Source organism: Labilibaculum sp., from assembly GCF_041595635.1.
Lineage (GTDB): Bacteria > Bacteroidota > Bacteroidia > Bacteroidales > Marinifilaceae > Labilibaculum.
The window spans coordinates 24,378-40,512 of record NZ_JBFHJW010000002.1; the positions used below are offsets into that span (position 1 = coordinate 24,378).

Genomic DNA, 16,135 nt, shown 5'->3' on the forward strand with positions numbered 1-16,135 from the left:
ATGATATGAATATTGAAAAGTACACGAAAATAGCGGTTGATACACTTAAAGAGCTAATTTCCATTCGGTCGTATAGTAAGGAGGAAAAAGAGGTCGCTGATTTAATGGAACAGAAACTGATTGCCTTCGATTATCAGGTGCACCGTAAGGGGAATAACGTTTGGGTGTTCAACAAAAATTTTGATGCATCAAAACCAGTTCTTCTTATGAATTCGCATCTTGATACCGTTAGAGCTTCTGAAAAATATACCAAAGATCCATTTAACCCAGAAGTGGTAGATGGAAAATTATATGGCTTGGGAAGTAACGATGCTGGAGGATGTTTGGTATCTTTGATGGCGAGCTTTCTTGCCTTGGATGAGACAATTCAGAATTACAATCGTGTTTTTGTAGCTTCGTCTGAAGAGGAAATATCAGGAACTGGAGGTTTTGAATTGATTCAGGATGAGATTGGTCGAATTGATGTGGGAATTGTTGGTGAACCAACTTTAATGGAAATGGCCGTAGCCGAAAAAGGTTTAATGGTTTTGGATTGTGAAGCAATTGGTGTTCCTGGACATGCAGCTCGTAACGAAGGTGTAAATGCTATAAGTATTGCAATGAAAGACATTGAATGGTTTCATTCCTATCAATTTCCTAAGGAATCGCAGATGTTGGGTGCTGTAAAAATGAGTGTAACGCAAATTAATGCAGGAACTCAACACAACGTAGTTCCTGCATCTTGTAAATTTGTGGTTGATGTTCGAACCAATGAGCACTACTCTAACGAAAAGGCTTTTGACATTATTAAAGATAAGTTACAAAGTCAGGTAGTTGCCAGATCATTTCGGATGAATTCATCCGGAATTCCTATGGAGCATCCTTTGATTCAAGCTGGCTTGAATTTAGGAATGAAATATTATGGATCTCCAACAACATCGGATCAATCCATTATGAAAGGATTCCCCAGCTTAAAATTGGGACCAGGAGATTCGGCAAGATCCCATAGTGCAGATGAATTTATCTATTTGGAAGAAATCGAAAAAGGAATCGAAAAATATTATAACTTATTGAATGGTTTAAAACTATAGGTTATTGAGATTTAAAATATGGAATGAAATAGAACCATAAATTAAACACCTACTTTAAAGAGAATTACTATGAAACTTTGGGATAAAGGCGTAAAGGTTAATAAAAAAATTGAACAATTCACGGTTGGTATGGATCGCGATTTGGATCTTCAGTTGGCAGCTTTCGATGTGTTAGGTTCGTTAGCACACATCGAAATGCTCGAATCGATTGGCTTATTGGAAAAAACAGAATTAAAGAAGATACAAGAGGAATTACGAAAAATTTATTCCTCCATAAAAAATAATGATTTTGTAATTGAAGATGGAACCGAAGATGTTCACTCTCAAGTAGAATATCAGTTAACTCTTGCTTTAGGCGATATAGGAAAGAAAATTCATAGTGGAAGATCAAGAAATGATCAAGTTCTCTTGGATTTAAAACTATTTACACGAAATAAATTAGAGGAAATTGTTCGCGAAGGACGTTTGCTTTTTGATGAGTTAATTGCCAAAAGTAATGAGTACAAAGATGTTTTAATACCAGGTTACACACATTTGCAAGTAGCAATGCCTTCTTCCTTTGGTTTGTGGTTTGGAGCCTATGCCGAAAGTTTAACTGATGATTTAATGGTTTTGCAATCTGCATATAAGGTAGTGAATCAAAATCCATTAGGATCGGGTGCAGGTTATGGTTCTTCTTTTCCTTTGAACCGACGTATGACAACAGAATTACTAGGCTTTAGAGATTTAAGCTATAATGTAGTTTATGCTCAAATGGGACGTGGCAAAATGGAATTTACCGTACTTTCAGCACTAGCAAATATGGCTATGACCATAGCAAAATTAGCTATGGATGCTTGTTTGTATAACAGTCAGAACTTTAATTTTTTAAGTTTTCCTGACGAGCTGACAACTGGAAGTAGCATTATGCCACACAAAAAAAATCCTGATGTTTTTGAATTAATTCGTGCTCATGCAAATGCTTTGCAGATGTTGCCCGCGCAAATTCAGGCTGTAACTTCCAATCTTCCTTCTGGATATCATAGAGATTATCAACTAACAAAGGAATTCTTTATGCCTGCTTTCGATAAAATGATTGCTTGTTTGGAAATGACTAGAATCATGTTAACTGAGGTGAAAATTAACAAGGACGTACTAAAGGATGAACGCTACAAGTACATGTTTACAGTAGAAGAAGTAAATCAGATGGTTCTTGATGGTATTCCTTTTCGTGATGCCTATAAAAAAATTGGGCAAATTGTAGAGGAAGGAAATTTCAAATACGAAGGCAGCATAAATCATGTTCATGAAGGGAGTATTGGAAATTTGTGCAATGATCAAATTATAGAGAAGATGAATGAAATTTTTGTTGGCTTTAATTTCAATAAAACCAAAGAAGCTTACATGAATTTATTGAATAGAATCTAAACAGTTAAGGAAATTTATATTTAACCATTTTATATAACTTTTATGTCAGAAGAGACAAAAGCTAAATTAATTTTACAGGATGGATCCGAGTACATCGGTACATCATTTGGTTATCAGGAATCCATTGCGGGAGAAATGGTATTTAACACAGCAATGACGGGTTACCCGGAAAGTTTAACCGACCCCTCGTACAAGGGGCAAATTCTAGTTAGTACATTTCCATTGATTGGTAACTATGGAGTTCCAGGTGATATGCAGGAAGATGAATTGTTTCGTTTTTACGAATCAGATAAAATTCAGGTTTCTGCATTTATTGTATCTGATTATACCGAGGCTTATAGTCATTGGAATGCAAGCTTGAGCCTAGGAGATTGGATGAAACAACATAAAATTCCAGGAATTTATGGTGTTGATACTCGTGCATTAACAAAAAAGCTACGAGAACAAGGTAGTATGCTGGCTAAAATTGTTTTTGAAGATCAGGTTCCAGAATGGAAAGATCCAAATTTAGAGAATTTGGTATCTCAGGTAAGTGTTTCGGAAAAAATCGTGTACGGAAAAGGAAAGCATAAAGTGTTGTTGCTCGATTGTGGTGTAAAAAACAATATCATTCGTTGTTTGTTGAAACGCGACACAACTGTTATTCGTGTACCTCACGATTATGATTTTACCAAGGAAGATTACGATGGTTTGTTCATTTCTAACGGTCCTGGAGATCCAAAACAAAATGTAAAAGCAATTGCAAATCTGAAATCTGCATTTTCAAAAGATACTCCAATAATGGGAATTTGTTTGGGAACCCAGCTAATGGCCTTGGCTGCAGGAGCAGATACTTACAAATTAAAGTACGGACATAGAAGTCATAATCAACCTGTTGTTTTGAAAAACAGTAAGCGTTGTTTTATCACTTCTCAAAATCATGGTTATGCCATAAATATGGACAGTTTGCCAGAGGAATGGCAGCCTTTATTTGTGAATGCTAATGATAATACCTGCGAAGGGATTAAACACATTAGCAAACCATTTTTTGCATCTCAGTTTCACCCTGAAGCTTCCAGTGGTCCAACAGATACAGAATTTCTGTTCGATGATTTTATTCAAATGATAGAAGATTATAAAAGTCAAAAACAATAAGTAAGTCCTTTAATTCGCAAATAAAATGAAGCAAGATATAAAGAAAGTACTGGTATTAGGTTCTGGAGCACTGAAAATTGGTGAGGCTGGGGAGTTTGACTATTCAGGTTCGCAGGCTTTAAAAGCCATGAAGGAGGAAGGAATTTATACGGTACTAATCAATCCAAACATTGCAACGGTGCAGACTTCGAAAGGAGTTGCCGACCAGATTTATTTTTTACCGGTTACTCCTTTTTTTGTAGAGCAAGTGATCCTAAAAGAAAAACCAGATGGAATCCTTTTAGCTTTTGGAGGACAAACAGCATTAAACTGTGGAATTGAACTTTTTAATTCCGGATTACTAAAGAAATACAATCTTCAAGTTTTGGGAACTCCAATCGAGACCATTATTAAAACTGAAGACCGAGAGATATTCGCCAACGAGTTACGTAAGATTGATGTAAAAACACCTCAGTCGTATGCGGTAGAATCGATTCCAGAGGCATTAAAAGCAGCTGAAAAATTGGGTTTCCCAATTATTGTACGTGCCGCATTTACCTTAGGTGGACAAGGAAGTGGTTTCTGTTCCAATATGGAAGAACTGGAAAAATTGGCAGAAAATGCATTGTCGTATTCAAGCCAAATTTTGGTGGAAGAATCTTTAAAAGGTTGGAAAGAAGTTGAATACGAGGTGGTTCGTGATGCTTACGACAATTGTATTACGGTTTGTAATATGGAGAATTTCGATCCACTGGGAATCCATACTGGTGAAAGTATTGTTATTGCGCCATCGCAAACACTAACTAATTCCGAATACCACAAACTACGATCTTTGGCTATTAAAATCATTCGTCACATGGGTGTGGTGGGTGAGTGTAATGTTCAGTATGCTCTCGATCCTAATTCAGAAGATTACCGTGTAATTGAGGTGAATGCTCGTTTGTCGAGATCTTCAGCTTTAGCTTCAAAAGCAACCGGTTACCCATTGGCTTTTGTGGCTGCAAAACTTGGTTTGGGATATGCTTTGCATGAACTAAAAAATACCGTTACACAAACAACTACTGCTTGTTTCGAACCAGCTTTGGATTATGTGGTTTGTAAGATTCCTCGTTGGGATTTGAATAAATTCGAAGGAGTGACCAAAGAGATTGGTTCCAGTATGAAGAGTGTTGGAGAGGTAATGGCAATTGGTCGTAATTTCGAGGAAGCAATTCAAAAAGGTCTTCGAATGATTGGTCAGGGAATGCACGGTTTTGTTGGAAACGTTCATTCCAAATTTGAGGATGTTGATCAGGAATTGTCTCACCCAACCGACATGCGTATTTTCTCTATCGCTCAAGCGTTCGAACAAGGATATTCTATCGATAAAATACATGATCTTACTGCTATTGATAAATGGTTTCTAAGTAAGTTAGAACACATTACAAAGTTAAAGTGGAATCTTCAGAAGTACAATTCTTTACAGGAATTACCTGATGCATTACTTAAGGCAGCAAAAGTGTATGGTTTTTCTGATTTTCAGGTAGCTCGTTTCGTATTGAAATCCGAGAAGACAGATATGGAATCGGAACTTTTAGATGTAAGAAAATATCGAAAAGAAAAAGGAATTATTCCCGTTGTTAAGCAAATAGATACGCTTGCTGCAGAATATCCTGCTCAAACCAATTATGTATATTTGACTTATAGTGGAGATGAAAATGATATCACTTATGAAAATGACAATCAGTCGGTTATTGTCTTAGGATCTGGAGCATATCGAATTGGATCTTCGGTGGAATTTGACTGGTGTAGTGTAAATGCCCTTAATGCAGTAAACAAGGAAGGTTTACGATCGGTAATGATCAATTACAATCCTGAAACAGTAAGTACCGACTACGATGTGTGTGATCGTTTGTACTTTGATGAGCTATCTTTTGAAAGAGTCTTGGATATTATTGATTTGGAATCACCTCGAGGCGTAATTGTTTCGGTAGGAGGTCAAATTCCACAAAATTTATCCATGCGCTTGCATAAAGCAGAGGTTAAAGTGTTGGGAACATCTCCAGAATCTATTGATAGAGCTGAGAATCGACAAACGTTCTCTGCCATGCTCGATGATTTAAAGATTGATCAACCAAGATGGAATGAGTTAACTAGCAAAGAAGCAATCAATGACTTTATTGACGAGGTTGGTTTTCCAGTTTTAATACGTCCTAGTTATGTACTTTCGGGTGCTGCCATGAATGTGGTATCAAATCCAGATGAGTTAGGGCATTTCCTTGATTTAGCGGCTCAGGTATCCAAGCAGTATCCTGTTGTAGTTAGTGAATTTATTCAGGAAGCTAAGGAAATTGAATTTGATGGTGTAGCTAAAAATGGCGACATTATTATTGATGCTATTTCGGAACATGTAGAATTTGCTGGAGTTCACTCTGGAGATGCTACGCTGGTGTTCCCACCACAAAAACTCTACTTCGAAACAATTCGTAGAATTCGTAAAATTGCAGGTAAAATTGCAAAATCTCTAAATATTACTGGACCTTTCAATATGCAATTATTGGCAAAGGATAATGATATTAAAGTGATTGAGTGTAATCTTCGTGCCAGTAGAAGTTTCCCATTTGTTTCTAAAGTGATGAACTTTAATTTTATTGAAACAGCTACACAGGCAATGTTGGATGTAAATATTCCTACTAATTTACCTTCCATGTTCGAGTTGGAGCACATTGGTATTAAAGCTTCTCAGTTTTCTTTTTCAAGATTGTCGAAAGCAGATCCTGTTTTGGGTGTTGATATGTCCTCAACAGGTGAAGTTGGTTGTTTGGGAGCAGATTATTACGATGCGATATTAAAAGCCATGTTATCAGTTGGGTATCGAATTCCGAAGAAGGCTGTGCTAATTAGTAGTGGTCCTATTCGCTCAAAAATTGAGCTCTTGAAAAGTGCAAAAATGCTTGAAGCAAGAGGACATAAATTGTATGGAACAAGAGGAACCGCAAAATTTCTTGAAGAGAATGGAATTACCATTGAAAGTGTTGCTTGGCCTGATGAAGATGCTGATGTTACAGCTCAAAGTTTAATCAGGGATCGTAAAGTTGATTTGGTGATTAATGTGCCTAAGAATTTAAGCAAATCAGAATTGAATAACGATTATTTGATCAGAAGAACAGCCATCGATTTGAATGTGCCTTTGGTTACCAATGCACGATTGGCTTCTGCTTTTGTTTATTCTTTTTGTAAAAAAGACGAATCCGATTTAGGAATAAACAGTTTTAGCGATTATGTAGAACCAAAACACGATTGGTAAATTATAGTTGTTTAAAATCTTATAAATAAGAGAAGACCTGATAGGTGCAGAATGCCATCAGGTCTTTTTATTTTAGTGCTTTTGCCTAACTTTATTAATAAAAAAAACGGATAATGAGCAAATATATTTATACACTGCAGCTTAAAGTGCGCGATTATGAGTGCGATATTCAAGGGGTAGTAAATAATTCGGTATATCAGAATTATTTGGAGCATGCACGACATGAGTTTTTAGGTTCCATTGGAAATAATTTTAAGGCTCTACACGAGCAAGGAATCGATGCTATGGTCTCTAGAGTTGAGGTTGACTATAAAAGTTCATTAACTAGTGGAGATGATTTTGAGGTTCGTTTGTACATAGAACGAGAGGGAATAAAATTGATTTTTCATGAGGATATTTATCGAGTTTCGGATGGTAAACTTTGTGCCAAAGGGAAGGTTTTCACCATTTGCCTAGTCAATGGTCGTCTTTCGAAAGGAGAAGTATTCTATGAATTATTTGCTAAGTACTTTTAAAAAATGAATCCTCTTTTAATTAGAGGATTTTTTTTGCATTAAACAGTAAATTGCTTGGTGAGCTTTAGGTTTGCCTTTTACCAAAATGGTTTTTAATTCAAGAATATGAAATAGAGGAGACATTAATTTTTCAATTTCTTTCTCAGATGAAAAATAGAGCAGGGTTCCAAGAGGTGTTATGCGATACTTATCCTTGCTACCAAAGCACGTATCATCCTCGCTAAAACATACCGACAAATAAATTCCATCTGTTTCTAAGAGCTCGAAAATATTCTTTACATATTGCATACGTTCCAAGGGGAAAATATGATGCAATACCTCATAATCAAATGCAAATTTGAATTTTAGTTTCGGTGATACCAGTGGTTTTGATAAATCAAGAATATGAAAATAAGCAGTTCTATTTTCAGTCTTAAATAATTGTTTGGCTTTTTCAATGGCGATCTCCGAAAAGTCATAGCCATATATTTCGAACCCTAGTTTGGAGAAACACAAACTATAGTTGCCAGTGCCACAACCTAAATCGGCCATTCTGCATGGAGTAATAATTCTCTGATTGACTAACTTAAGAAGGCATTTGGGTAAATTGCTTCTTATCCAGGGAATATCTTTTCGGGGAATGTTTTTGTAAATAAAGTTTAGTTGTGATGAATCCATTGAATGAAGGTATGAATCTTCTTTTCAATAAAAAAAGGATTAGCAACCAACTAATCCTTTTCAATTAACCCTAATCTCAATTTATAATAAAACTACTTATTATATCTCTACAATTCAAAGGTAAATCAAAGTACGGTTAACAGCTGCTAAGGAAGGTTAATTTAAATTAAAAATGTGATTTGAATTTTGTTCAGACTATTTTCTGGAGAAATATCATTCATGAGTCAGACTGCCTAAGGGGGAATAAACATATGATATTCGTTTTTCCTTTCTAAACATTAAGGAAAAATAGGCTTTCACTAATGTAAGAATGAAATATGGTTGCAGGGATTAAATCCATTGCGTCCATTAATATATTTATATTCAATATCACTTCCTTAAAAACTTGTCATTATGGATGTTTTATTTAATTTTAAAAGAAAAAAACAATCTTTAACAAATACGTAAATTGATATTGAATGAGTAAGTAGGATCACCGATAATGCTAGTTTTCTCTTTAACAATTGGTTAGCTTATAGTTTTTCACATGCTAAATTTGATAAGGTTATCAGCTATAATTCTTTGAGTTACATGTATAGGAGAATATGTAATGCATTTTAGATGCTTTCATTATTTTTAATACAAATTCGTAGAAATAATATAAACTAATAATGGAATGAAAAGACCTTCACTTTTTGTAGTGCTTTTTTTATTGTTATTCTCTTTGGTTGTGATGGCAACCTATAGCCAATTGCTTGCAAGTGATAATTACAGCAGGAATGAATCCTCATTTTTTGCTATGTTCGCTGCAGAAGAGTTGGTTGGCCCTGAAAACGACTATCCTTGTGATGCGATATCATTGACTATTTCAAGTTCCTTTTCCCAGTTTACCAGTGAATATGCATCCCTTTCCGATACAACAGGTAGTGACAATGTGCCTAAAGGTGATATAAAAGATTACAAAGGCGGAGATGTTTGGTTTTCTATTACCGTTCCCGCCTCAGGAGAACTTTTTATAGAAACCGTTTCGGATGCTGCTGACAATGCATGGATGGATAATGTTAGATTTGCAATTTATGAAGGTGATTGTAGTTCTCCAGAACTGATAGAAGATTCAGAATATGAATTAGCTAATAATGAGTCTCTTGAAATTACTAGTATTGAAGACATAGAAGCAGGTGATGATTTGCTGATTCGGGTTTGGGATCACAATAATGCAACGGGTGGCATTTTTGAAATTATTATTTACGATGAATGTGTTGGTATCACAGTAGATGCAGGAGATGATGCTGAGATTTGCGCCTCAGAAAGTACTTATACTATCTCTGGAACTAGTTCAACGAATACATCATCGGTTGGATGGTCTACAACAGGAGGTGGAGGCTTTGATAATTCATCATTAGAAAATCCAACCTATACTTTAGTAGCTACAGATTTTACTATGGATTCTATTATCCTAACCAAAACAGGCTGGAATTCATTGGGTTGTCCTGATGTTAGTGATGAGATGGTTTTGACCATTTCTGAAAGTGGAACTGCAAATGCAGGAGATGGTGGCGATGCATGTAGTAAGAATTTTACATTCAATGCGACAGGAGTTGGTGTTTGGGATACTATTTCAAGTCCCGGAGGAAGTCCTACCATTACATACGATTTAAATACAGACTCTACTGCCACTGTAACAGTTGGGGTTTACGGAACCTATGAATTTGAGTGGACAGTTGATAATGGTAATTGTGTGGATAGCGATACCATAACTGTTAATTTTTACGAGCAACCAACTGCCGATGCAGGCGATGGTGGCGATGTATGTAGTAAAATTTATATATTTAATGCCGCTGCTCTTTCAGAATCAGAGACTGGTGTTTGGTCGCAGGTATCTGGTGCAGATTCCATTTTATTTTCTAATTCCTTAGATCCTCTGTCAGAAGTTAAGGTTAATGATTATGGGACTTATGAATTTATGTGGACAGTTAGTAATGGAACATGTGTGGATAGTGCTACCATAACTGTTAACTTTTACGAACCACCTTTTTCTATTGCTGAGGACGATAAAGAGATTTGTGGTTCTTTAGCTACTAACTTAAGTGCTTATAATAGTGTGGGTGATGCTGTTTGGGAGAAGATATCAGAAGCTGGAACGGCAGTTTTTACGACTCCAGATGCATTTAGTACTGATGTTGAAGTTGACGCTTATGGCGAGTATGAATTTTTGGTTGTAGTTAGCAATGGTACTTGCTCAGATTCTGATACCATAGTAGTTAATTTTTATGATGCCCCAACGGTTGATGCCGGATCTGATGCAGAGATTTGCTCAACAGAAGATATTTACAGCATTTCAGGCAGTAGCTCTATCAATGCCGATTCTATTTTATGGAGTACATCGGGAGATGGAAGCTTCTCTGCAGCAAGCGATGAAAATCCAGATTATACAGTTGGCAGTACCGATAAAAGTTCAGGAAGTGTAGAATTAATTAAAACAGTAACCGGCAATGGATCTTGTGCAGCGGTGAGCGATACCCTAACACTTACAATCACAGCAGCCCCAGCGGCTGATGCCGGATTAGGAGGAAGTGAATGTGATTTGGATTTCACCTTTAGTGCAAATGTAAGTGTGGGAACTGGAACATGGATTCATGTATCTGGTCCTGGAAATTCTAGTTTTTCACCTAGTAGTAATGATCCTATGGCGAGTGTAGTTGTAGATTCCTATGGAAGTTACGAATTTGAATGGACCGAAGCCAATGGTACTTGCTCAGATTCAGATAACGTAGTAGTTACTTTTTACGAGCAACCAATTGCCGATGCAGGAATTGGTGGTGATGAATGTGATTTAGATTTTACTTTTAGTGCAAATGCAAGTGTAGGAATCGGAACGTGGACTCAAGTATCTGGTCTTGGAAATTCTAGTTTTTCACCCAATAGTAATGATCCTATGGCGAGTGTAGTTGTAGATTCCTATGGAAGTTACGAATTTGAATGGACCGAAAGCAATGGTTCTTGTTCAGATTCAGATAACGTAGTAGTTACTTTTTATGATGAGCCAATAGCAGATGCTGGAAGTGGAGGAAATACATGTGGTTTGAGCTTTTCATTATCAGCAGTTCCTGATTTTGGTGTTGGAAGTTGGAGTAAAATTTCAGGCAGTGGAAATGCAGATTTTTCACCTAATTCTGCGAATGGTACGGTAAAAGTAGATGAATATGGTACTTACTCTTTTCGTTGGACAGAAGAGAATGCTTCTTGTACTGCTTACGATGATGTAGAGGTTGCTTTTTATGAACAACCCGTTTCTAATGCAGGTTTAGGTGGTGACGCTTGTGGTTTAGAATATACACTCTCGGCAAACGAAAGTGCAGGAATAGGCACCTGGACAGTAAATTCAGGAGATGGAAATATTAGTTTCTCTCCAGATGCAAGCTCTGCTAATGCTACTGCAATTGCAGATGAATATGGTAGCTATCAGCTGATATGGACCGAAAATAATGATATTTGTTTCGATAATGATGCCATAGATATTACTTTTATTCAACAGCCAAAAGCCGATGCGGGTGAGGATATTAGTCTGGAATACGCAGAACAAATAGAGATAAATGCAGTTTTATCGACAGAGGGAAGTGGTGAATGGAGTTTAGATAGTGGATCGGCTTATATTTATGATGCCTATTCGCCCAATACTTTTATTGATCAACTAGGTCTTGGTGAAAATATCTTTATTTGGACGGAGACAAATCAATCTTGCACTGATTCTGATGAAATTATTGTAAGTGTTGATAAATTATTTATTCCTACGGTAATTACACCTAATGGGGATGATAAAAACGAATATTTTGTAATTAGAGGTTCGGACAATCTTGATGGAATAGAATTGTCTATTTTTAATAGAAATGGAGTTGAAATTTATACGGATTTAAATTATAATAATGATTGGAATGGACTTGATCGAGATGGAAATAAATTAACAACAGATACGTACTTCTACGTTCTTCGAACAAATGAAAATAAAGTATTTAAAGGATACATTGTTATAAAACGATAGAATGGGAAAAGCACTTATTACTATATTATATTTTCTTATTCCTTTCTATTTGTTTGGGCAAGAATCTCAAATAAATAATCAGTATATATTCAATCCGATAGCGATAAATCCTGCGCTAGCAGGAAGTGGAGATGCATTAAGTGCGAATCTTATTTATAAAGATCAGTGGGTAGGAATAGAAGGCTCTCCTAAAATATTAACATTTTCTACTCATTCTCCTTTGCGCAAACAGAATATGGGCTTGGGTTTATTTGTTATTAATAATCAAATTGGAGTGAGTAATGAAACAAATGTTATTGGCAATTACTCGTATAAAATTAGGATGAGAAAAGGCGATTTAGCAATGGGTATTGGCGGTGGATTTTTACTGGTTAATACTGCTTGGACCGAATTGCAGGCCAACGATTCTTATGATGATTTATTGCAGACTAATTCACCTACTTATTTGATTCCACAGGTTAGTTTAGGGGCCTATTTTTCAACAAAAATATATCAAATTGGATTTTCGCTTCCCTATATGCTATCCTATGCCTATAATTCTCTTAGGGATAAATATACTGTTCGAAATGAAATTTCCAATTATACTTATGTGGCTAGTGGTACTTATGCTTTTGATTTACAGAATGAATTTAAAGTGGTTCCTAGTATAATGGTAAAATATCAAAAGGAAAGTAATTTGGATTTTATACTGTCAGGTAGAGTAATTTATAGGGATAAATATTCGATAGGGACAGCTTATGATAGTGAACAAGAAGTGTTTAAAGGAATGTTGCAAGTGCAGGTTAATAAGCAATTTAGCTTTGGTTATTCAGCAGATTTTGGATCGAGTATGCTAAACCAAAACAATATTGACTCACATGAACTAATGATTCGATATGATTTTAAATATACCATTAGAGTTCAGAGTCCCAGAACTTTTTAATACATAATATAAGGATTAATGATTAGGTTTTTAATTGGAATACTATTTGTGTTTTTTTTCTTGATTTCTTCTCAGTTTGTAATTGCTCAAAATGCAAATTATGAAGTCAGTTTAGCATCCTTTTGTTCTGAACAAGATGATGAATATTCTCCTGTTTATTGTCAGGAAGGACTTGTATTCTGTTCGAACAAAAGAACTGATCTTTTTGTGACCTATTCCACAGATCAGGATAAAGAGTTATTTAATATGTTTTACATTCCTACAAAAGGGGATAGTTTGGGTAAAAGTCCAGTTATTTTTGCGGAGGAACTTGTGACAAATTTTAATGATGGTCCCGCTAGTTTCAAAAGTAGTGATTCTCTTGTTATTTTTTCTAGAAATACCAAAGTTGATAACAAAAAAAGAGATGTTAAAGATGAAAGAAATAAGTTGGGATTGTTTACTTCTAAATTACAAGGTGATTTTTGGAGTGATCCGGAGCCTTTTGCATTCAATAGTATGGAGTATAATCTTACTTCTCCAGCTTTAAGTGAGGATGGATCTTTCTTGTATTTTGCATCTGATATGCCAGGGGGCTATGGTGGTTTGGATCTATATGTGTGTATGAAGCTTGATAAAGGTTGGAGCTCTCCACACAATTTAGGAAGTAAAATCAACACAGAAAAAAATGAAAGTTTTCCCTATATATCAGTTTCTGGAGAATTGTTCTTTGCATCAAATGGTCACAATACTATGGGTGGATTAGATGTATTTTCTAGTAGTAAACAGAATGATGAATGGGGTAATATTATTCATATTAATGCACCAATTAATTCGGAGTATGATGATTTTGCTTTAATTACAGATGCTAATTTTGAAACTGGTTATTTTTCTAGCAACAGAGAGGGTAATGATAATATATATGATTTTCATACCTCAATTCCCCAGTTTGCAAATTGCGATAGTATCAAGGAAAATGAATATTGTTTTCTATTTTATGATGAATATTACATTCCTGTAGATACTTCAAAAAGCTACTACGAATGGATCTTTGGAGATGGTACTAGAGTTAGAGGGAAAGAAGCAGAGCATTGCTTTGATGGCCCGGGAACTTATAGAGTAGAGCTAAATATTATCGATAAGCAAACTGATCAGGTGTTCATGAAACAAACAAACTATGAATTTGAACTACTTGATTACGAACAAGCTTACATCAATTGCGTTGATGAAGCTGTACTTAAAAATGAAATAAGTTTTGATGCGTCTAAAACAAATTTGCCATTTTTCAATGTAGAGAAATACTATTGGGACTTTGGTGATGGAATGCTTGATGAAGGTATTAAGATAAATCATGCCTATCATAAAAAAGGAGAATATACGATTACCTTAGGCGTTGTAAGTGAAAAAGATAGCCTTGGGTATAAACAAAAGACTTGTGTTGAAAAGAAGATCAAAATAGTTAGAAATACTGATAGCTTGGAATCTATGAATTCAGGAAATGAGTCATCCCAATTTGGGAACAACACAACTGATGATGATCGTTTTATACCCAAACAAAAACTGGAAGCAGATTTTGTAGTTCCACCAATTCTAGTAATACAAAATCTTAATATAAATAATAGATTGGAGGATTTACAATTGGTTTTTTCAGAATCTTTTGAAAAAAACAAACAATTTGTTAGATCAGTAACCGATAAGGATGTACAAGTGGATGACGACTTAAATAGTAATCCTGCTAAAGCTCTGGCTTTACAAACTCAAAGCCTGATAAACAAAAAAAACAATGCGAAGATCAAGCTTATTGAAAATAAATTACAATTGTTGTCCAGTCAGTTTGAATTTCCCTTTAATGATATAGGAGATCACAGCATTTCTAAATCTGTAACTCCAATATTAAATGAACTATTAAAAATATTAGTTGTAAATCCTGTTATCGAATTAAAAATTGGTTTACATGTAATTTCCGAGAATAACATAAGCTTTGATTTGGCGTCAAAAGCTACTGAAACGGTTGCCGATTATTTAATTAATCATGGAATTGAAAAATATCGTTTACGAACGGCAGTCTATGAAATTAAAAATAAATTAGATCCAAAAAATGACAACAGGTTTGAATTTATGCTTATTAACGAATAAACTTATAAAAACAATTACGGATGCTTCAACAAAAACTATACTTTTTTTCTCTCTTACTTTGTATTGCACTTTGTAACGTAAAGATTATAAACGCTCAGTCGGTTCCTGCCGCAGAAGAAAATATTGAAAATTTAGTCACTTTTGGTGCTGATGCAGAAACTTCGTGGGGTGATGACGATTTTAGTGAAGTCTATTTTTTTCTCATTCCTGAAAATCAAACAGAGCCTGTTTATATTCGTGTATATGATCCAGAAATAGGAGGGAAGAATGATGAACAGCAGGGAGATTTTAATACTGTGGTTAATTTTTCTGTTTATGGAGGTTTTGAGTGTTGGTCGAATAAAGATGCACAAAATATTGATCCAATTGGTAATTACGATAGTGGTAATCTTTTAGCTTCAATGAATTTTGATAATGATCCCAAGTACGATGATGCTTGGTATACTTTTGGCCCTTTTAATCCTTTTGAAGGTGAGTATATAGAAAAATTTGGAGGTAGGGTTTTTAAAGTAATTATAGATGGCAAGTCGGGTGATGATGGAAACCTATATCGGCTTTTTTTGAGTACAAGTGCGAATGAGAATAAAGAAGTAGAAGGAGGAAATATTTTTACTTACGAATATACATTCCGCCTTTCTAACGACATAAACGATATTTCCCAAATATACCCTTTTGTAGATGACAAAACCATTTCGGTGGAAATCACTAATTTCGATTGGGACAATGATGGATATATTCGAATTAATTCGGTTCAAAAAAATGGTATGTTATGTGATTTATCGAGTGAGGATCAATGGATCCGGAATAAATTTCCAATTAGTGAGCGAGAAAAGAACTCATCCTTAGAAATTCAATTTATCAAAAAACGTACGGTTTTGATTAAAAATAATAATGTTGTGATTTCAATTAAAAATCAATATGGCGAAGCGCTACCTTTCTTTTCGATACCTATTGGAGGCGTTCCTGTGTATAGTCCTAAAATAAAAATGAAGGCAATTAGTAATAAAAGGACGAATTGATAATTATTACACA

General features: G+C 35.2%; 10 protein-coding genes. 9 read left to right on the forward strand and 1 reads right to left on the reverse strand.

Translation table 11 applies throughout. The features are described 5' to 3' along the window. The first annotated feature begins 5 nt into the window (after positions 1-5). From ABYT26_RS00840 to ABYT26_RS00860, 5 genes are all read left to right on the forward strand, one after another. Positions 6-1,070 carry a M20 family metallo-hydrolase gene (locus tag ABYT26_RS00840; RefSeq protein ID WP_372750982.1) on the forward strand — a complete coding sequence of 355 codons (1,065 nt, stop codon included), beginning with the start codon at positions 6-8 and terminating at the stop codon, positions 1,068-1,070. Positions 1,071-1,139: 69 nt separating this feature from the next. Next, positions 1,140-2,477, forward strand: a complete 1,338-nt coding sequence (gene argH, locus ABYT26_RS00845; protein WP_372750983.1) for an argininosuccinate lyase — start codon at positions 1,140-1,142, stop codon at positions 2,475-2,477. 42 nt (positions 2,478-2,519) lie between these two features. Next, entirely contained in the window at positions 2,520-3,611 is a 1,092-nt protein-coding gene (gene carA, locus ABYT26_RS00850) for a glutamine-hydrolyzing carbamoyl-phosphate synthase small subunit (RefSeq protein WP_372750984.1), read from the forward strand. Positions 3,612-3,636: 25 nt separating this feature from the next. Continuing rightward, positions 3,637-6,876: a carbamoyl-phosphate synthase (glutamine-hydrolyzing) large subunit gene (carB, locus tag ABYT26_RS00855; protein WP_372750985.1), complete on the forward strand. Its 3,240-nt coding sequence runs from the start codon at positions 3,637-3,639 to the stop codon at positions 6,874-6,876. A gap of 113 nt (positions 6,877-6,989) precedes the next feature. Beyond that, positions 6,990-7,391, forward strand: a complete 402-nt coding sequence (locus tag ABYT26_RS00860; protein WP_372750986.1) for an acyl-CoA thioesterase — start codon at positions 6,990-6,992, stop codon at positions 7,389-7,391. Positions 7,392-7,406: 15 nt separating this feature from the next. Here ABYT26_RS00860 and ABYT26_RS00865 read toward each other — a convergent pair whose 3' ends face one another. After that, positions 7,407-8,048, reverse strand: a complete 642-nt coding sequence (locus tag ABYT26_RS00865) for a class I SAM-dependent methyltransferase (RefSeq protein WP_372750987.1) — start codon at positions 8,046-8,048, stop codon at positions 7,407-7,409. Positions 8,049-8,703: 655 nt separating this feature from the next. Between ABYT26_RS00865 and ABYT26_RS00870 the strand changes: the two genes are divergently transcribed. The 4 genes from ABYT26_RS00870 (at position 8,704) to ABYT26_RS00885 (ending at position 16,122) form a co-directional block, all read left to right on the forward strand. Further along, positions 8,704-12,066: a gliding motility-associated C-terminal domain-containing protein gene (locus ABYT26_RS00870; protein WP_372750988.1), complete on the forward strand. Its 3,363-nt coding sequence runs from the start codon at positions 8,704-8,706 to the stop codon at positions 12,064-12,066. Between the two features lies 1 nt (position 12,067). Continuing rightward, complete coding sequence (locus ABYT26_RS00875) at positions 12,068-12,988, forward strand: PorP/SprF family type IX secretion system membrane protein (RefSeq protein ID WP_372750989.1); 921 nt, start codon at positions 12,068-12,070, stop codon at positions 12,986-12,988. A gap of 246 nt (positions 12,989-13,234) precedes the next feature. Further along, complete coding sequence (locus ABYT26_RS00880) at positions 13,235-15,103, forward strand: PKD domain-containing protein (protein WP_372750990.1); 1,869 nt, start codon at positions 13,235-13,237, stop codon at positions 15,101-15,103. A gap of 20 nt (positions 15,104-15,123) precedes the next feature. After that, positions 15,124-16,122 carry a hypothetical protein gene (locus ABYT26_RS00885; protein WP_372750991.1) on the forward strand — a complete coding sequence of 333 codons (999 nt, stop codon included), beginning with the start codon at positions 15,124-15,126 and terminating at the stop codon, positions 16,120-16,122. Positions 16,123-16,135: the final 13 nt, after the last annotated feature.